This is a genomic window from Streptomyces ossamyceticus (genome assembly GCF_001418475.1).
In the GTDB taxonomy this organism is placed as follows: domain Bacteria; phylum Actinomycetota; class Actinomycetes; order Streptomycetales; family Streptomycetaceae; genus Streptomyces; species Streptomyces ossamyceticus.
Window position 1 is genome coordinate 1 of the sequence record NZ_LIQX01000435.1, and the last position, 19,172, is coordinate 19,172.

The window sequence follows — 19,172 nt, forward strand, 5'->3', positions numbered from 1 at the left end:
CCAGGCACTGGCCGAACTCGGGGTCCAGTGGGCGGTGACCGAGGACGCCCAGCAGTGACGTGCACCGTTAGCCGGTGAGCGGGCCGGCGCGGTCAGCCGCCGGCCCCGCGGCCCCTACGGCACCACTGCCGACAGCCAAGACACCGATCCCCGCAGGCACGGGGAGCACGGACCACCTGGGGGCGCGCCTGGCCTGGGGAGTGGACCATCCCCACGGGAGCGGGGAGCACGAGTACGGCATGGGCGGCCGCGACACCAGCGAGGGACCATCCCCGTTGGCGCGGGGAGCAGCACTGGCCGACCAGGCGGATCTCGTTCTCGGCGGGACCATCCCGCTGGCGCGAGGAGCACTTCGCCGACCCGACACCGGACATCAAAGTCCAGGGATCATCCCCGCGGGCGCGGGGAGCACCGCTCGGTCGGCGACACCGACTTCCCCGACCCGGGACCATCCCCGCAGGCGCGGGGAGCACGTAGCACTCGCTACGGCGGGCGGAATCCTCATGGGACCATCCCCGCGGGCGCGGGGAGCACGCCGCGGCGACCACGGCCCCGTCGTAGCCCTGGGGACCATCCCCGCGAGCGCGGGGAGCACCCGCCCCGGTTGCTGCGGGGCGGTCCGTCGTCGGGACCATCCCCGCGGGCGCGGGTAGCCCCAGCGGGTGCTGGCCGAGCGGCTGATGGAGTGGGGGACCATCCCCGCAGGCGCGGGGAGCACGCCGCGCGCGAGGTCCGCGCCCTCAAACCAGCGGGACCATCCCCGCGGGGCGCGGGGAGCACTTGTACGGCGGCCCCGACCGGTTCGGCTCCAGGGGACCATCCCCGCTGGCGCGGGGAGCACATATTGACCGGCCAACGTCCCGTTGACGACGGGACCATCCCCGCGGGCGCGGGGAGCACGGGTCCTGCGTGCCCGCTGTGGGGACCATTCCCGCGGGCGCGGGAAGCACACGGTGTTGTCGCCGGTACCGGCGTCCACCGCGGGACCATCCCCGCCGGCGCGGGGAGCACCCGCATGCCGAGGCACGTGCCTGGATCGACGCGGGACCATCCCCGCGGGCGCGGGAAGCACATCACCGTTCTGTCGCAGCTCGCCGTACGGAAGGGACCATCCCCGCAGGCGGGGAGCACCTGGGGGCTTCGCTCCGGCAAGGGCCACGGAGGGGACCATCCCCGCGGGCGTGGGGAGCACCCGTGGATCCAGTCCAGCGGAATCACCGCCCTGGGACCATCCCCGCGGGCGCGGGGAGCACTCGGGATCGGTTGGCAGCGAGCCACCCCAGTCGGGACCATCCCCGCGGGCGCGGGAGCACTTGGCCCTAACGATCTCGGCGTACTGCGCGCCGGGACCATCCCCGCGGGCGCGGGGAGCACTCCAGCGCGGCCTGGACCTGCGCGGCAGTGGCGGGACCATCCCCGCGGGCGCGGGGAGCACTGGCGCGACCCACGTACGAGTACAAGATCCGGGGGACCATCCCCGCGGGCGCGGGGAGCACATCGCAGCGTTCGGCGAAGGGCTGGAGGACGTGGGACCAAGAACGGTGCGTCCTTGTTCAGCGTACGAGGATCAGTCCGCAACTGTAGGCGCGCGCGTGGCCGATGCCCTGGGTGAGGGCGGTGACGAGCGCCTTCGGGTCGGTCACGGTGAGGGTGCCTTTGATCTCGGCACGAGCGATGCGCAGGCCCTTGTGCGGTGCCGGACTGGAGATTCGCGGGAGCATGCGCAGAGCGAGCCGTTCGGTGTCCGCGTCAGCGCCGATGCGGGTGACACCGTTGGGGGCAACCGCAGGTTCTCCGGATGGTTGGAGGCGGTGCGAGAACCACGTCCGCACGTGCTCAGGGCGGGTGTGGGGGACGCGGACGCCGCGGGTCTTCGGCGGTGAGCCGGGCGCGGGCGGAAGGCTGCGGACCGGATTGACGACCGTACGGAAGTCGACACGGTCACCGATGCGGAAAGTGCGGTCGACGGTGAGGGTCTGCGGCGCCTCGGCCAGGGCGCCTCGGGGCATACCGCTCCAGTCGGCAGGGACCGACGACTGGACCACCAGGTTGAGCCGTGCCTGCCGGAGATCGACTGTCCAAGTCGACAGGATGCCCATCTGGGAGCGGGCGTCAGGACTGCCCTCCTCCACCCAGCCGAGGAAACCGCTCATGACGGTCCGGTGCATGTCCTGTGCGTCGATGAGTGATTTGGCGGCGAAAGGATGCCGGGCGTCCAGAGTTAGCAGACTCTGCGTGGCGACGAACCTGGCGGCACGACCTGGGTCTGAGGGCGTATGCGGCGTGGCGGCTGTCGTGTTCACAGGATGATGTCCCATCCGCGGGCGTGCGAGGCGATGGTGATGCGGTGACGGGTCTCCCAGCGGAGGCTGTGAACGCCTCCGTCCGCGCCGAACCGCACAGGCTGGTCTGACAGGGGGCCGATGCCGGGGAGCGGGCGCGGATTCTCGATCCAGGCCCATGGACGTACGTCTGTCACCGGAGCCGGCGGCTCATCGTCGTAGCAAGGCTCCTCGGGGAGCAGGGCGCGTGTCTCGAACGCTTCCCTGAGGGTGCCTGGAACGACTCCGAGGGCGACGTCACCCGAGGGCGGACATGCCTTACGACCGAGCCAGAGCAGATGTTTGGGGTGCTCCAAGGCATGAGCGATCCGCTCCAGGAGTGCTGCATCGGGGTACTCCAGGCCGACGAGGAAGGCGGCGTCGGCGAGATACCAGCGTTCTGTGATCAGAGCGTGGCGACGGACCTCTCCGGAGATAAGGGCTCCCGACGTCGGGTCCGCGGTGACGTATTTCGGTGAGCCGTACCAGGCTTCCAGCTCCCCGCGGCCGAACGGGGCGGGCTCCGAATCCTTCAACGCCGTGGCTGCCGTGGCCTTCTGGGCACGCTGGTGGTCGGTGAGGAGGTCTCGCGGGCGCAGCGGGTAGGTGCCTCCGCCGACCGTGTGATAGTCGCGAAGCGGCGTGCCGGGCCGGTCGGCGCGGACCCCGAAGAGGACCTCGGCGAGTTCCCCGAGGGGCTCCTCCCGGGCGAGGCCGAGCGCTGCGGCACACAAGCCGATCACGCCGGACTTCGTGGGACGGGTGTGTGTGTCGCGGCGCGCGAACCGGCCGGTGAGGCCCCAGGACTGCAGGGGACCGGCTAGCCGGATGAGTAGGACGTGTGGGTCGTTCACGGGGTGAGGTCCTCGGTTCGCTCCACCGTGGTCAGTGACTGCGGCAATCCGAGCTCCCCCAGGAGCATGTCGATTTCGGGGTCGTACGTGAGCACCCGCGCGGTGCGGAGGTCCTCGCGGCGGCGGCTGACGAAAGTGTGGTGGCGCAGCAGCCTGCGAACGGCCGCGGGTCCTGCTGGTCCTTCTCCGCCGGCCGACACAGGGCCTTCGTCCACCGGGCGCTGGAAGGCGGAAGCGTAGTTGTAGGGGCGTTCCCCCTCGAACGCGAGAACGAGTGCGGGTAGCGTCCCGGTGGATGCGGTGGAGTTCTTCTTCGCCTCCGGGAACGCCAATACGAAGGCGTGCACGAACTCCTTCTCGGCCTCGGACGCGGCCGTCTCGGCTTCCTGCTGGTCCATTCCGGCCGCCCGCAGATTGGTGCGCAGTTGCGTGCGGTCGAGGACGGCGTGCCGGTAGAAGGTGCCGGAGATCAGCGACTGGTAGCCGGTCATGCCGGCGCCCGCGTCGTCGGCGGCGTCGAGGAAGCTGAGGGCGTTGCGTTTGCGATCCAGCTTGGCATCGTCGGCCGCCGCATAGAAGTCCTCGATCTGCTCAGCTTCGTGCACGGTGAAGGCGTGCCCGGTCTGGACGGCACCGTCGACGTTCGGTGAGTCGGGGATCTCGGCCAGAAAACGGCCGTAGAGAGCGATGTCCACGGCGTCGCGGGGAGCGAGGGCGAGCAGAACGGCGTCGCGCGTGGCCTTGGGCAGCGGCGGTAGGGGGACGGACACGGCAGCTTCTGCTGTGGACGTTCCCTCCGTGTCTTCCGCCTCTGGCGATGATGCGGCCTTCTTCCTGGCTCCCCGACGTGCCTTCTTCGCCTCCTCCGCGCTGGCCTGAGCTTCGAGATACGCGTCGCGCCACTCTTCGACCTCTGCCGCCTGATCTGCGATGTGGCCCGCGATCCTTACTGCGGCATCGGCCGGCGCGAAGACGAGCACCTTCGTCAGGTTAGCCACGGTCTTCTTCTTCGGGTCGCCGAATTTAAGTCCGCTCGCCTCCATTACCGCACGGGCAGTGACCAGGGCCTTGTCCTTCTCCCAGCCGTGGGCGGACTCGAGTTCACGTCCGGCCAGGATCGCCCACTCCCGGGTGCGCACGCCCATGCTCCGTCCCTTGAGCGCCCCGCGGCCGGCGTTGGCGCGGTCACGGGCGAGGACCCGCTCGGCACGTCGGCGGGCCTGGCTGGTGATCATGTGACGTTCCACGCCTCCGAAGACAAGGGTCTTGGGCTGCGCGTTCTCGTCGCGCACCGGGAGGACCGCCGCGAGGGTTTCGATGAGGTGCAGGGAGAGGAACTGGCTCCGAGGTGCCTCGATCACGTGGTGGTGTCCTTCCGCGTCGTCGGTTCGTTCTTTGCTTCCCGGCCTCGCGCCGGCGGAGTGTGAAATTCGACCGACCACCCGTAGGCGACGCGCGCCTTGCGGTCGTTCCAGTTGATGAGGTCCTCGGTCAGTCCGGTCCAGGACGGCGGCGGCTGTTCGCAGGCCCGCAGGCGGGTGACCGCATGCTGTAGGTGGCGCCAAGGAATGCGCCGACTGGCGACGACACGGTTCAGGAGGCGCTGGGCTCCGGGGTTGTCGGGCCCGCGTCCGGTCCCATCTCCGATACGGCGGGCCGCGGCGCCAAGGCTGCCGTGACCGTACGAGGGCGTGGAGCGCCCTTGGTGGTAGATGGCGAACAGGAAGGCCACCCGCTCGAACAGATCGCGGTGGTCGTCGCCTCCGTACCAGCCCGCGCGTATGTGGGCGTTGGTGCCGCCTTTGGCCCGGCGCAATTCGGCGAGGATCCCGTACTCGCGGTTGCGGACCAGAGTGGTGAGCCAGGCGGTGAGGGCCGCGCTGTCGTGCGGGACCCGAGGGCGCTCCTGGTCTGTTCCGGCGGACATGCTGTGCTCAGTCACGCGCGATCTCCCCTCGCAGTTCGGCCGGGGCCCAGTCGTGGGACATGTCCTCGTCGAAGCGCCGCACGGCCCGGGCCCGGGCGCGGTGGTTGCGGTCGTTAGGGGGCAGGGTGTCGAGGCGCTGGAGCATCTGGGTGCGAGCTGTCCTCATCAAGCCCAGTGCGTAGGCGACAAGGGGCTCCGACACCGGGTCATCGTCCTCCGGCCCTCTGTCGACCACTTCGTCCAGCAGTTCGTGAAAGGGGTCCTCCGCAGCGGGCCAGAAAGCCCACCGGGCATCGAGCCGTGCCACCTGACCGGCCTCGTCCGCACCCCGCATGGCTGGAAAGGCCGTCTCCGCGGCCAGGATGGCCGCGTTCTTCAAGCTCCTTGCGATGTATTCGGCGATGTCAGAGCCCCGACGGGAGGCTCGGTAGAGGTGGGCAGCCATGCCCGGGGCGTAGGGGTAGGCACCGTGTGTCCAGGTGAGGGGCAGGGTCTTGTTGGCCAGTAGGCCAACTGCCCACAACTGGTATGGGGCGCCTGTACCCGTCCGCTCGTAGGGCAGGGAACGGAGCCGCGCGTACAGACCGGTTCGGTCGTCCCTGACGGCGCTGTAGAGAGCGTGGGCTTCCTGCCACAGCGCCCTGCTGGGCGACGGCCACAACGGCTTCTTCAAACCGTTTGTCGTCTTGCTGAACACGGCGTCCTGGAGGTGCCGGTCGGGATCAAGTTCCAGGATCTCGCCGGCGCCGATCAGGACCCTGTCGACGACCAACTGCCCTTGCGGTCCGCGGTCCGCGCGTAAAAGCACGGACCGCCCCAGTGCGCTGTGAAGGTCCGCAGAACTTCGCGGCAATCTGGGCTTTGCCTTCTCGGTGAACGTACGGCGCTCAATGTCGCCGGTGGTCCAGGACGTGTTGAGCCAATCTCCCGGGCCGTCCGGCGGGTAGAGGTTCAGGCGCAGTGTCTCGCCGAGCGTCTGTCCCAGGGCGACAACGCGGATCCTTCCCGTGAGCCGGCCCGCGGCGAGATTGGTCACTTTGGCGCCGAGCCGCTTCCCCGGCATGCGGGCCCGCCCGTAGGGGCCGTACACGTGTTGCGTGAGCGTGGCACGGAAGGCGTCTGCCGCCGAGAGCGGGTTGTCGAGCTCAAGGTGGTGATGGTCGAAATGCTGGTTGTAGTCGCCTGCGTGTTCGATGACCAGCTGGGCTGTTCCCGTTCCGCTCTCGGCGAGATCCGCCGCTAGTTGGGAGTTCTGCAACAGGGGCGCCGTGGGGTGAAACAGGTCCCAGGAGTCGTCCGGTTGGCGGGCCAGCCATGCGGCCGCCGGTGCGAGGCTCCGCTTGCCGACCACCCAGGCACGCCATTCCTCGTCCGAAGACGGACAGGTTCCTGAGGCGAAGCAGATGGCCAGCAGGTGCTCGATGACGGCGACGTTCTCACCCGGTGACGTGCAGTCCAGGGCTGCCAGTTCATCAGCCCCGGCAAGGAGCGCGCGCAGCGAGTGGTGGGCGGACGCGCCGTCGACGGTTATGGCGGGTATGCAGGGCTTACGACGCGGGTCCCAGCTGAGACGCTGCTCGGCAGGCCCGGACGGGGAAGCTTCGGACAATTCCTGGCTACCCCCTCTCGGTCATGGACAGTGGAGACGGCGCCGATTCCGTCGAACGGCGCAGAAGCCGGCGATGGTGATCGTCGGGGGCCGTTCTGCGAATCGGTATCCCCTTGTCGGAAGGGGACGGAACAACCCCCGCATACGCGGGGAAGAAGTCAGACGAAACCCTTGAGGCCGTCGACGGGCCACTCCCGCTGTCTGCGGGACCGCTCCTTTGGTTTTGCGCTCGACTCTCCTTCGAAAAGGGCACCTGGCTGTCGACCTGGAGCCGGACGGATCGGGCCCCTACAGTGGGAGATTGCCGAAGGATCGGCAGTCCCGGCGAGGCTGTGGAGCGGTTCCCGTCCCGTGCGCGCGGAACCGGAACCACTCATGGCCGGGGCAGGCCGTTTCTTGGCGCATATCGCGCGCCAAGAACGGCCAGCTACCAGAGGTGGTCGACGCTGTCGTCGACCACCGCGGCAGCCACGACGAGAACGAGTTCCCACCCATGGGGCTCCAGCCATTCGCGTGCAGCTCTGCCCATGAACACCCTCCGTATCGGGGCCTCCATCCCTGCGGGTGCAGAGCGGGGGCGCCGATACGGCCGAAGGCAGAATTGCGCACGGATGTCTTTGTATCTCAACTCAGTTGCTTTGCGGGCGAGTTTAAGCAAGTGGATCTTGCAAGATCGTCGTGCAACACGCTTGAAGCTGCCGAGTTGGGTCGAACAGCGGCATGGTGTTTGAGCCAGCCGGACCGAGGCCCGGGCCCAAGCGTGCCCCTGCCGCACGATGCCTCTAGGGCGCATCCCCCTCACCGCGTGCGACGGCGCACCAGGATGGTGAGAGTGGTGCGTGCATCCTTGCGGCGTTCCGGCGTGGGGGCCAGGACGGAGACAAGGGCGACGACGAACAGGACGCCCGTGTAGATCAGGCCGACACACCCGCTAAGAGCTGCGGCATAGTGAAGCAGTTGGGAAATCTCGGACACGGGCCATCCTTCTGTCTCGGGAGCCGGACTCGGCTGGGGCGGTGATGGCTCTACAGTCGCGAGACGGCGGGACAACGGACAGTTACGCCTTCTTTCGCGAGACGATTTCCGCAGCTCAGGCGGCACAATTTTGACGACGCCGACCGGCCTTTCCGCAGCTGCGTACCGAGAGGGGAGCGGTGACCGAGACGGAGCGAACCGCACGCAAAAAGCTGGGCGCCATGCTGACGCGCCTGTGGAAGGCGGCAGGGCAGCCACAAGCTCAGGAGCTCGAACTTCCTCCTTCCACGCTGCGAGACTGGCGAAAGGGAGAAACAGCCCCCGAGAGAACGGACCACTTCCGGTCTGTGGTGCGAAAGCTGCAGCAGGCCGCCGGCCACCCGATCCACACGGATACCGAGTGGGAAGTCGCCCTGCGTGCCGCGCAGCAGGAAGGGACCAGCGCTCGGCACCGGCAGATCGTCGTGGTCCGGGAGAGGGACCCGCGCCACCGCTTCGTCCGGCCTCACAGACCCGCCGTTGAAGCCGCCGTGGATGACGTCCGCGGGCGGGAGGGCGAACGAAGGGCCATGAACGCGTTCGTCACGGATCCCCGTTCCACGGCGCCGTCATACCTGTGCTGGCACGCCGACGCTCCCGTGGGCAAGACCGTCCTGCTCGCCGACTACGTGCAGCGGCCGCCGCACCGCACCGACATCTTGAACTTCTTCGTCTCCGCTGCGCACGGCACCGACACACGCACTGCATTCGAGCAGCAAATGGCAGATCAAATCGGAGCATTCGTCCGTTCACCCCAGCAGCGCATGTCCGGCAGTGTCCAGCAGTGGAAGCGTCTCTTTGCCGCAGCCGCAGAGAAGAGCATGCGGCACGGGCGCAAGCTGTTGCTGGTGGTCGACGGTCTCGACGACGACGTGGCCTGGTCGGGACTGGCTGCCGACGGCGCGGCGCCCACGGCCGGCGGCAGAAGCACGCCAAACGTCGTCCGCGGAAGCATCGCCGCGCTCCTTCCTGCTGCTCCACCTCCCGGTATGCGCGTCATCGTCTCCTTCAGGCGCGGCGTGCGCCCTCCCGACGACCTCCCCACCCGGCACCCACTGCGCCAACGCACACACCTGCGCGCTCTGGCACCTGTCGATGGAGTACCGCAGGTCCGGCTGCCGCCGCCGGACCCCTCCGCTCTGGGTGAAACGGTCGCGGGGCTGCTTGCCGCGGCGGGCGGCGGCCTGCGCACGGCGGACCTGGCGGAGCTGACCGGGCGCCCGGCCGACCGTCTCGACCGCCTGGTGCATGGGCCGGCGGGGCGCTCCCTCATCCTCGACGATCCGGTAGCCCAGACCTACGCTCTGGCTGCACCCGGTCTCATCCAGGCAATTCATGAGGACTTGGGAGACGAAGCGATCGCACGGCATACCCGTGCGCTGCTCGGCTGGTCGCAGAGATGGCGTACGGCCGGCTGGCCCCCTGAAACGCCCCCGTACCCCCTTACACATCAGCTCAGGCTGCTGACCGGCGCCGCAGAACGTGCCGCATACGTTCTCGACATGCCCCGGCTGCGCCGACTCGCCTCCACGGCCGGCCCGGGAACGGCTCTCGCACAACTGGACGCACTCGAAGAAGAGATCAGCCCCTCAGACACCAGCCCCGGCAGCCTGGCGGTGCTCGTCCCGCTCATCGCGGCGCGCACTTTGCTGCGCCGCGAGTCACGCGAGGTGCCTCCCGGTGCCCCCGCCCTCCTCGTCCGGCTGGGGGAAGTGGAGCGCGCTCGCGGCCTGGCCCGTTCCGCACCGACCATGGCCGCAAGAGCCGTGCACCTGGCGGCCGTGGCGGTGGAGATGACCTACGCAGAGCGGGAAGGAGCGGACGCCGTCGCACTCGAGGCAGCCCAGTGGCTCACCCGTAACGACCAGGGCTTCCCCGGCACGTATCAAGACACCGAGACATACACGCGGCTCCTCGAAGCCGCCCGCACACTCGTATCACTGAACGATCTGGGCGCTGCCCGAACCCTGCTACGGGCCGTGATCCGCGACAAGGCGGCCGGGACCGACGCACTCACCGAGGCAGCCAGCCTGCTGGTCACGGCCAACGACGCGTATGGCGTGACGGCATTGCGTGAACGGGCAGAGAACCTGAGCGAGGGCGGCACGCGCGACCGTGCGGCCGCGGTGGACCTCTGGGGAGCACTGGCACGGGCGATGCCTTCGCTCAGCAGCGACGCCGGTGATCGCATCATGGCCATCTGTGAGGAGCTCGACACCTCGGACGGACTGGACGCAGTCGACGTACTGGCCCGCGCCGCGTCTGCGCTTGCCAGACTGCCCACCAGGCGGCACCGCGTGGCTCAGAAAAAGACACAGACCGCACTGGCCCGAATGACCGAAGCGCTGGCCGACCCCGATGCGCTGTCCGAAGACGATCAAGCACACCTCGGTCGCGAACTGGCCGGAACCCTGGCACGTCTCGCTCAGGCGGTCGACGACACCATGCCACCCACGCGGAACGCCCTCGAGGACATCGGCCGTCTGCTGAAAGCACTACCAGAGACGCTACGCGTCGGCGTACTCGGCGATGACATTCCTGAACGGGCTCTGTTCCTCACCGAAGCCAGCGAGGAACGCAGAGCACAACAGGCCCATACTGCCTCGGCTGCCGCCAGGGATGAGAAGAACGCGATCCGGAGAAACAAGGACGCAGAGCGGAAAGCGCTGGCGGTATCACGACGGAAGGACACAAAGACACGAACAGAACCAGGAGGCACGCAGAGCAAGGCCCGGTCGGCACCAGCAACCCAGCGCGCACCCAGGCATCGGATGTCCACAGGTCTGCGTCTCCCCGACAACGGGCCGCGGCCTGATCACGTACTTCTGTTGCACGAGGCAGACGATCAACTGGATGCAGGCAGTCTGCTGCGCAGCCGGGAGCTGCTGGAGACGGCCCTGCAACGCTCTCGCGTTGCGTCGTCGCATCCGACCGCCCCAGGTGACTGGACAGTACACCTGTCTCAAGCTCTGGGTCTCACAGGCGAATTCAGCACAGTCGAGGCACTCGCCGCAGACCTGCCAGGTGCACCGGACCGTGCGCTTCACCTGGCAGCTCTCTCCCTCGGGTGCTCTCTCGGCGGGCACACAGACGCGGGAGGCCGCTACGCCCATGACGCAGCGCGTCTGACGGCCGGCAATACCGATCCCGGCCTGACGAACGTCGTAGCCCAGGCGCTCGCCCATGCCGGAGACGCATCTGCCGCTTCGGCCACCGCCACAGGACGTACCGCCACGGAGAAGCGGCAGGCGCTAACAGCCGTCGCGGCCGGGCTCGCCCGTCACTGCCCCGAAGAAGCGGCACGTATCGCCGAACCTCTCACAGAAGCCCTGATACGACGGATCGATGCGGGAAGCCCGTTCCGAACCCTCCCGGAACTGGCAGCTCTCCTGCTTGCCTACCCCGATATCCGACAACCCGACCCGCGGCTGCACGAAGCGTTCCGGCTCGCCTCAGTTCGCCTGTCCGACACATCCCCACAATGGCACACCCCGTCAATGACCGTCCTCACCCTGCTGAAGCAGCTCGGCTGTCTCCCCGGGGAAATCAGCCACGCCGTCGCAGACATGACCAACAGATGGCGGCGCTCGCTCCAGCCGGGGCAGGAACCCTGCGCCGTACTCGCCCTGCTCTCCGCCATCGACGGTGACACCACCGCCCTCTGGCGCCATACCGAGGCGGCACGAACACCAGACGGGCAAGCAATGGCGCTCTACGCAGCCGCCGCATACCTCGCTGGCACCCCCGTGACCCTGGCCACGGACAGCCGGGCCGGCGACAGGCTCGTCCGGACCTGTCTGGCACTCACCCGGACAACCAGCGACGGCAGCCCCCCTGCCGAAGCAACGGCCCGGCGCCTCGTGCGCGGCCTCTTGAGAACCGACGCGTGGGCCCACACGATCCCGCTGCTCCCTCAACTCGCTCCCGGCGCCCTGCGGCACCTGAGCTCGATCGCAAGACACCCCGGCCGACGCGCGGACGGACCTGAAACCGAAGGCAACACATCCGACCTGTAAAAAACCCGGTGCCAATAGCGCTCGTCCTGCACCCGCATCTGCAGCATGTGGTGGGAAGAGGTCTCTGCACCCCGCACCCGTGGGGATGGTCCCTCGACCGTGTCCAGCGGTGCCTGCGTGGCCACGTGCTCCCCGCACCCGCGGGGATGGTCCCTCGGTGCGTGGGTCCGGGGCCTGTTCCTGCCGGTGCTCCCCGCACCCGCGGGGATGGTCCCTCCATGGCCCACCGGGACTCTTCACGGTCCTTGTTGCTCCCCGCACCCGCGGGGATGGTCCCAACGGCGTGAACGGCGTGCTGGAGTGAGTATGTAGACGAGTTTCAGCAACGTCTGTCGTTCAGCGCGGGCAACACCGGGAGTTCGCGGGGAACCGTGTTGACGAGTTCCAGCAACACCTGGGGGCTTGCGGTGGGAGCATGGGGGTGCTCCATACCGCTGGGGGCCGCCGATGACGTCGAAGTCGAGGACCGAGCTGTACGCGGCGATCCGCCGTGACCATCGTGCCGGCTGGGCAAGCGCGCTCTGATGCGCAAGTACGGGGTGGGACATCCCACGGTACAGAAAGCGCTGGAGTCCGCGTGGCCGCAGCCGCGGAAGAGGCCTCCGCCCCGGGCAACCCGGCTCGATCCGTTCAAGTCGCTGGTGGACGAGATGCTGCGGGCGGATCTGGTCGCGCCGCGCAAGCAGCGGCACACCGCCAAGCGTGTCTTCGACCGGCTGGTCGACGAGCATCATGCGGACCAGATTTCCTACGGCATGGTCCGTGCCTATGTCGCGGTGCGCCGTGGCGAGATCCGGGCCGAGGCCGGTCACGGCAGTCCGGAGGTGTTCGTTGCGCAGTCGCACCGCCCCGGGCAGGAGGCCGAGGTCGACTTCGGGGACGTGACGGTGCGGCTGGCGGGGCAGACCCTGGTCTGCAGCCTGTTCAGCATGCGCCTGTCCTACTCGGGCAAGGCCGTGCACCGCGTCTTCGCCACCAGCGGGCAGGAGGCGTTCTTGGAAGGGCAGGGGCCTTGCCCCTTGATCCTGGACACACGAGACACTGGATCCTGAGGATCTGAGAACGGACATCTCGTGGTCATGAAGAACTATCCGCCGGAGTTCAAGGCGGACGCGGTCGCGCTGTACCAGTCGCGGCCCGGGGCGACGATCAGGCAGGTCGCCGCCGATCTGGGGATCAACCCCGAGACTCTGCGGAATTGGGTCCGAGCGGCCGGAGCGAGCCGGCCGCGGGGGCGCCGGGCGGAGGTGCCGACCGAGCCGCCGACGCCGCTGGAGGCGGAGAACGCCGCTCTGCGGAAGAAGGTCCGTGAGCTGGAGGAAGAGCGCGAGATCCTACGGAAGGCGGCGAAGCATTTCGCCGGGGAGACGCGCTGGTGAACCGCTTCCAGTTCGTCGCCGACCATCAGCGCCGTTACGGCGTGAAGCGGCTGTGCACCCTCCTGGGCGTTGCCCGTTCCAGCTTCTACCACGGTGAGCTCGATGATCGCGGATGCCTTGCCTCAGGCACCAGCGAGGTGAGCCAGCATCACATCGACTCTCTCGGAATGCAACACGCCCGGCTATCTGCGGCGCGAACGTGTCCCGAACGACGCGCCTGCTCAATCGCACACAGGCTCATCCGCACACGGTCTCTGCGGACACGAGGCGGACCATGGCGATGCTCACCCGGGAGTTTCCCGGCTCGGAGATCGCTGTCGGGATGCAGCTCAAGCACGTCGCCACTCGGGCGCTCGCGAATACCACCACCCAGGGTTACACCGAGCCCTCGCCCGCCTGGGCCCAGCACCTGCGGACCGCCATCAGCGAGCGCCGCTTCGAGCGGCTGGCCGAGCTCTTCGCCGCCGACGGCCGTGCCAAGCCGATCGGCTACGGACCGGGCGCCGACCGCCTGCGCGAGACTTTCGCCGTCATTCGGGCCAAGGCCGCCGAGATGAGAGCGACCAACCAGGCGCAGCGCGGCGATCTCCGGGTCGAACTCGACCTCCTGCGCCGCACGCGACTGTCCGTCCGCTTCGGCAAGCTCAACCACTGCACCATGGACGACGCCAACCCAGTCGGCGCCAAGTGCCTTGAGGACGCGATCGTCCCCGAAGGCCACCAAGGCCCGCTCATCGACCGCTGCCAGCCTTCCCGCTGCAGGAATAGCGTCATCGCCCCCCGCTCACCTGCCCATCTGGACCGCGGAACGAGCCTCGCTCACCAAGCTGCTCGCCATCCGCAAGCTCCCGCCCAGTCGCCGGGCGCTGCTCGCCGAACAGCTCCGCGACGTCGACCGCGTGATCCGAAAGGCACCCGATGCCCCCTCCGACGGTGTCCGCGAAGACTGAGCAGGCTTTGCGCGAGGCGATGGAGCGCCTGTTCAGCGGCCGGCCCACCCGCACCGACGGCAAGCTGATCAAGAACAATCTTTGGCGAGAGGCCGGCGTCAGCCGAGCGACGATGAACCGTGGGGCCTTGCCACCCTTCGGGGACAGGTCCCGACCTCTTCGGGGATGCCGCACTTCGTGCGGCGGGCCACCTTGGCCGGATCAGCCTTCGGCGAGGCGGGGTCCCAGCTCTCAGGCACGAACAAGCGCCAGTCGACGGCCGCCGACGTCGCGTCGGAAGCCAGGTGCAGCGAGACTCCGGCCTGGCAGTTGGTGACCTTGCCCGCGGTGCCGGTGTGCTGCCGGGCCACGCACGCCGAGGCGTCCCCGTCCTTGAGGAAGCCGGTCTCATCGACGATCAGCGCGGTCGGCTTGATCACATGCTGCATCCGCCAGGCGAGGCGGGCGCGGACATGCGCCGCGTCCCACGGGCTGGTGGTGATGAAGTTCGCCAGGGCCTGCCGGTTGCCGTCCTCGCCCAGCCGGGCGGCCATCGGCTCCACCGACTTGCGCCGCCCGTCCAGCAGCAGCCCCCGCAGATAGACCGTTCCCCACCGGCGTTGATCCGCCCGCGAGAACGGCTCGAACATCTCAGCCGCGAAGTCCTTCAGATCACACCGGACCGCGGCCGACTCCCCACCCAGCACACCCCGTCAACGGCACACCCGATCAAACGGACACGCCACCGGCGAATCAACCTGACCAAGCACTACTGGCAGTGCGTCACCGTGACGCCGGGCGCGCCGCGCCCTCGTACGGGAAGCGGCGCCCGGCGCGGTTCACGCTGAGTGGACCTCCAGGGCGGCGCGCACGGCGGACTCCAGCGCTCCCTCGATCCACGCCGGTTTCACGGAGGTGTGGTCGCCCGCGAAGTGCAGCCGCCCCTCGGGGGCCGGGATGGACGTGAGCAGCTCAGTGTGCTGGCCGGGCAGCAGCACGGACGCCTCGCCGTAGGCGTACGGGTCGCGCATCCAGCTCTGGGTGCGGCCCGCGCCGGTGTAGAAGACTTCGATCCGCTGGCCGTACACCTCCTGGAGCCCGCACAGGGCGCGCGGGTAGCGGGCCTCGTCGTCCAGGGAGTCCCAGCGCAGGGCGTCGTCCGCCCAGCTGTAGGACGCCAGGACCACCCCACCGGCGCTGCCGGGCACCGGGTGAGACGGCTGGTACATGAACCGGTTGGCGTTGTCCGAGACCGAGCCGCCACCGACGACGTCGACCGCGGCCGGCTGGTCGCGGCTGACGGCGCGGTTCGCGGCGTAGTGGGTGCGCTGGCCGGCGGTGATGTGGCCGGACGGGACGGACGGGTGGGCGCCGAGCAGGCTGCCGTCGCCCGGGGTTCGTCCGGCGCGGTAGGCGTCGTACAGCCCTTGGTCGATGCGGCCCAGCTCCCGCTTCCAGTCGGCCTCGTCGAACTCCCACCAGCGGCGGCTGAACTCCAGCAGCACCTTGGTCGCGCAGTCGTAGTGCAACTCGGTGACCGCCCGGCGCTTGGTGTACGACATCGGCGGGCTGACCTGCACGTGCCGCAGGCCGGAGAAGGGCACGGTCACTACCGCCGCGTCCGCCGTGAACTGCTCGCGCACGACCGGGCCGCCCCGTCCCTCGGAGACGGTGTCCACCCACACGTGGGGTCCCCGGGCGCGTACGTGCCGGGTATCGCTGCCGGCCCGGTCGGGGTCGGGGTCGTAGTACTCGATCCGGGTCACCCGCCGGTCGAACCGCACGGTGTCGCGGACCTTGGCCAGCAGGGCGTCGGGCAGGACGGCCGTGCCGCCCTCCAGCTCCCAGAACGCTGTGTCCGGGCTGATCAGGGAGGACCCGATGAAGCTGTGCACGAAGGACAGCGGGAGTCGTGAGGTGAGGTTCTCGACGGTACCGATCAGGTCGACCGTCCGCTCGTCCAGGCCCGCGTGCTCGGTCAGGAAGCGGAACATCGACCAGTCGCCGAAGCGCTGGATCACCCTGGCCCAGCCCTGGATGCGTTCGGGCAGCGGCTTGTCGGTGCGCTTGCCGTCCGGCCCGAGCGTGCTGAACTCGTCGCGCACCGGGTCAAGAACCGAGCGCAGGATGACCGCGGCCGGGGTGTCCCAGTGGGCGCGCGGGACCCCGAACGAGCGGTTGATGCGCCGGGGGGCGCTGGCGTAGTCGGCGCGGCGCATGCGCACGCCGTTGACATGGATCCAGGTGTGCGCGGCTGGCCGTCCGTGGCCGTCCACGTCGAGATAATAGAACGGCCGCTTCTTCAGGCCCAGTTGGCCGATGAGGTCCATCACCAGCGGGTGGCTGCCGGGCAGTCGCATCGCGCCGGCCTCGGCGTACTGGCGCGGGTCGGCGAAGGGCTGTGCCGCCTTCTCGTGGCCACCGCGGCGGAACGTCTTGATGCGCCCGCCCACCCGGTTGCCGTTGGCCTCCAGGACGGTCACGTGGTGTCCGGCGCGCTGGAGCAGCCACGCCGTCACGAGGCCGGCCGGGCCCGCCCCGATGACGAGGACCTTCTTGGCCTTGGCCGTCCGGGCGCGGGGCAGGCCGTCCTTGAGCACGCGCCGGTAGCCGGGGACGAGGGGCCGGCCGTCGTCGTCGACGACGAGCAGGGCCCGGGCGACGGCGAGGCAGCGGTCGAAGTCCGCGCCGCGCGCGGCGGACGGGGCCGCCACCGGGGCGGGATTGCGCGGGGGCGACTGGGCGGGCAGGGCCGCCGCGCTGCCGGCGCTGAGGAAGGCGGCCACGGCGGTCGTGCCCGCGGCCGTCGTGAGCGTACGTCTGGTCAGGCAGCCATGGTCGGCGTCAGCCTGGTGATGCTCGGTCATGCCGCAACTTCTACGGGCCCGCAGGACCGGTCCGCTCCGGGTTGTGATGAATTGCCACGGACGAGGGAAAGTCCCCGTTCAAACCGGTGCAGACCGGGTGCGCGGGGGGCACGCGGGGGCGGGCGCCTGCCCCCGATTACGGCGAAGGGATGAACCGCGCCTCTGTGCCGCCCGGCGCGCGAGGCCGGGTCACGACACTGCTCCCTACAGACCTGCGCGCGGAGGGGGAACACAGTGGAACAGCGGCCCGGGGCGGGTGCCCGAGCGCGGTACTGGTTCGACACGACCCTGGCGCGCGGCACCTCGGCCCTGGTGGGCTGGCTGGTGCTGGTCTGCCTGGCCGTCGTCGTCCCGGCGAGCGCGGCTCTGGTGTGGACGGGCGGGCACGCCCCCGCCACCCTCTCCGGGAAGGTGGCGGCGATTTGGCGCCTGACCGGGGAGACGATGCGGCTGGGCGGCACCACAGGCAGTCCGGCCCGGGTGGCGCTGTCGGTGCTGCTGGCCCTGGTCGCCCTGGTGTACGTCTCGACCCTCGTCGGTCTCATCACGACCGGGCTCACCGAGCGGCTCATCGCCCTGCGGCGCGGCCGCTCCAAGCTCCTGGAGCGCGGCCACGTGGTTGTCCTGGGCTGGTCGGAACAGGTCTTCACGGTGGTGAGCGAACTGGTCGCGGCGGGCGCCAACCAGCGGCGGTCGGCCGTGGCGATCCTGGCCGACCGGGACAAGACGGCCATGGAGGAGTCCCTGCAGAGCAAGGTCGGCCCGACCGGCCGGACCCGGCTGATCTGCCGCAGCGGTCCGTCGGCCGACCCGGCCGTGCTGGCGCTGACCAGTCCGGCCACCGCCGACTCGGTCATCGTGCTGCCGCCCGACGCGTCCCGCAGCGACGCGGACGTCGTCAAGGCGCTGCTGGCCCTGCGGGCGACGGCGCGCGGGGACGACGTCACCGTGCCCGTCGTGGCGGCGGTCCGCGACGGCGGTTACCTGCTCGCGGCCCGCCTGGCCGCCGGGTCCCGGGGCGTCGTCCTGGAGAGCGACACCGTCACCGCCCGGCTGATCGCGCAGGCGGCGCGCCGCCCGGGACTGTCCCAGGTCCACCGCGACCTGCTCGACTTCGCCGGGGACGAGTTCTACCCGGCCGCCCACCCGTCCCTGGCCGGCCGGGAGTTCGGCGAGGCGCTGCTCTCCTACGGCAACGCCAGCGCGGTTGGGCTGATCCGCGACGGGGTGCCCTGGCTGAACCCGCCCGCGCGGACGGTGCTCGAACCCGACGACCAGCTCCTCGTCATCGCCGCCGACGACGACACCGCCGAGCTCGCCGACTGCGCGCCGCTGGTCGACGAGCATTCTGTGGCGGGCCCCCGGCCGTCGGACACCCGGCCGGAGCGGCTGCTGGTGCTGGGCTGGAACCGCCGCGCACCCCTCGTCCTGCGGGAGTGGGGCCGCAACGCACCCTCGGGTTCGTTGGCCGACGTGGTGGCGGACGAGGACGAGGCCGTGGTGCGGGCCGCCTGCGACGACGACAGTGACGTCGGCGACGGCGACGGCTCCGGATGGACCTGTGTGGCTCTCAGGGGCGACACCACCCGCCCGGAGACCCTGGCCAGCCTGGACCTCGGCTCCTACGACAGCGTCATCGTGCTCGGCCAGGAGCCACGGGCCGGCGAGCCTCCCGAGGAGCCGGACACCCGCACGCTCGTCACCCTGCTCGTCCTGCGCCACCTCGAACGGCGCACCGGCCGGGAGCTGCCGGTGGTCACCGAGCTCACCGACGACGGCAACCGGCCCCTCGCCCCACTAGGCCCCGGAGCGGACGTGATCATCAGCGGCAAGCTCATCGGGCTGCTGATGGCGCAGATCTCCCAGAACCACCACCTGGCGGACGTGTTCGACGAACTGTTCTCGGCCGGCGGCACGCAGATCCACCTGCGGTCCGCCGCCGAATACGTCGTGACCGGCCACGAGACGTCCTTCGCCACGGTCGTCGCAGCGGCACGCGCCCGGGGCGAGTGCGCCGTCGGCTACCGCAGCCACGCCGACGCCCACCGGGCCCCCGGGTACGGGCTGCGCCTCAATCCGCCCAAGGCGGACCGCCGGCGCTGGTCCGACGGCGACGAGGTGGTCGTCATCGCCGGGGAGGGACGGCGGGGTGCCGTCAGAAGCGGCGGACTCCCGCTTCCCCGCCGTACTCCCCGAGGCTGATCACGTCGAAGGCGGCGCGCGAAGACGCGTATCACCCGCAGGGGGTCGCCGAAG

12 protein-coding genes, 1 pseudogene and 1 CRISPR repeat array are annotated in these 19,172 nt (G+C 69.8%); of the genes and pseudogenes, 5 read left to right on the forward strand and 8 right to left on the reverse strand.

Annotated features, from left to right (window positions below; all coding sequences use genetic code 11):
* Window positions 1–812 precede the first annotated feature (812 nt).
* A CRISPR array of direct repeats spans window positions 813–1,073; the repeat unit is 29 nt; unit sequence GGGACCATCCCCGCGGGCGCGGGGAGCAC.
* Between the two features lie 480 nt (window positions 1,074–1,553).
* The 6 genes from AOK15_RS28525 to AOK15_RS45760 all read right to left on the reverse strand — a co-directional run bounded on the left by AOK15_RS28525 (window position 1,554) and on the right by AOK15_RS45760 (window position 7,686).
* Entirely contained in the window at window positions 1,554–2,318 is a 765-nt protein-coding gene (locus tag AOK15_RS28525) for a type I-E CRISPR-associated protein Cas6/Cse3/CasE (protein WP_079058759.1), read from the reverse strand.
* Window positions 2,300–3,175, reverse strand: a complete 876-nt coding sequence (cas5e, locus tag AOK15_RS28530) for a type I-E CRISPR-associated protein Cas5/CasD (RefSeq protein WP_055521228.1) — start codon at window positions 3,173–3,175, stop codon at window positions 2,300–2,302. Before cas5e ends, AOK15_RS28525 begins: the two co-directional genes overlap by 19 nt.
* Window positions 3,172–4,536 (reverse strand): type I-E CRISPR-associated protein Cas7/Cse4/CasC, encoded by a 1,365-nt coding sequence (locus AOK15_RS28535; RefSeq protein ID WP_055521229.1) that lies wholly within the window; start codon window positions 4,534–4,536, stop codon window positions 3,172–3,174. The genes cas5e and AOK15_RS28535 overlap by 4 nt, the downstream gene beginning before the upstream one ends.
* Window positions 4,533–5,117 (reverse strand): type I-E CRISPR-associated protein Cse2/CasB, encoded by a 585-nt coding sequence (gene casB / locus AOK15_RS28540; protein WP_240508635.1) that lies wholly within the window; start codon window positions 5,115–5,117, stop codon window positions 4,533–4,535. Before casB ends, AOK15_RS28535 begins: the two co-directional genes overlap by 4 nt.
* Complete coding sequence (locus AOK15_RS28545; protein ID WP_240508636.1) at window positions 5,110–6,711, reverse strand: type I-E CRISPR-associated protein Cse1/CasA; 1,602 nt, start codon at window positions 6,709–6,711, stop codon at window positions 5,110–5,112. Before AOK15_RS28545 ends, casB begins: the two co-directional genes overlap by 8 nt.
* A gap of 798 nt (window positions 6,712–7,509) precedes the next feature.
* Complete coding sequence (locus AOK15_RS45760) at window positions 7,510–7,686, reverse strand: hypothetical protein (protein WP_167738867.1); 177 nt, start codon at window positions 7,684–7,686, stop codon at window positions 7,510–7,512.
* Between the two features lie 179 nt (window positions 7,687–7,865).
* On the opposite strand from AOK15_RS45760, the gene AOK15_RS45245 reads away from it, so the two are divergent.
* The 4 genes from AOK15_RS45245 (at window position 7,866) to AOK15_RS47395 (ending at window position 14,138) form a co-directional block, all read left to right on the forward strand.
* Complete coding sequence (locus tag AOK15_RS45245; protein ID WP_157870397.1) at window positions 7,866–11,741, forward strand: hypothetical protein; 3,876 nt, start codon at window positions 7,866–7,868, stop codon at window positions 11,739–11,741.
* Window positions 11,742–12,265: 524 nt separating this feature from the next.
* Window positions 12,266–12,793 carry a hypothetical protein gene (locus AOK15_RS45250; protein WP_055521234.1) on the forward strand — a complete coding sequence of 176 codons (528 nt, stop codon included), beginning with the start codon at window positions 12,266–12,268 and terminating at the stop codon, window positions 12,791–12,793.
* 27 nt (window positions 12,794–12,820) lie between these two features.
* Entirely contained in the window at window positions 12,821–13,120 is a 300-nt protein-coding gene (locus tag AOK15_RS28570; RefSeq protein ID WP_079058762.1) for a transposase, read from the forward strand.
* 274 nt (window positions 13,121–13,394) lie between these two features.
* Window positions 13,395–14,138 carry a hypothetical protein gene (locus AOK15_RS47395; protein WP_240508637.1) on the forward strand — a complete coding sequence of 248 codons (744 nt, stop codon included), beginning with the start codon at window positions 13,395–13,397 and terminating at the stop codon, window positions 14,136–14,138.
* A gap of 81 nt (window positions 14,139–14,219) precedes the next feature.
* Here AOK15_RS47395 and AOK15_RS28575 read toward each other — a convergent pair.
* Window positions 14,220–14,756 (reverse strand): annotated as a pseudogene (locus AOK15_RS28575) (IS701 family transposase); the annotation flags it as partial.
* A 132-nt stretch (window positions 14,757–14,888) separates the two neighbouring features.
* Complete coding sequence (locus AOK15_RS28580; RefSeq protein WP_055521236.1) at window positions 14,889–16,916, reverse strand: flavin monoamine oxidase family protein; 2,028 nt, start codon at window positions 16,914–16,916, stop codon at window positions 14,889–14,891.
* Window positions 16,917–17,150: 234 nt separating this feature from the next.
* Here AOK15_RS28580 and AOK15_RS28585 point away from each other — a divergent pair, with 234 nt between their 5' ends.
* Window positions 17,151–19,118 (forward strand): CASTOR/POLLUX-related putative ion channel, encoded by a 1,968-nt coding sequence (locus tag AOK15_RS28585; RefSeq protein WP_079058760.1) that lies wholly within the window; start codon window positions 17,151–17,153, stop codon window positions 19,116–19,118.
* Window positions 19,119–19,172: the final 54 nt, after the last annotated feature.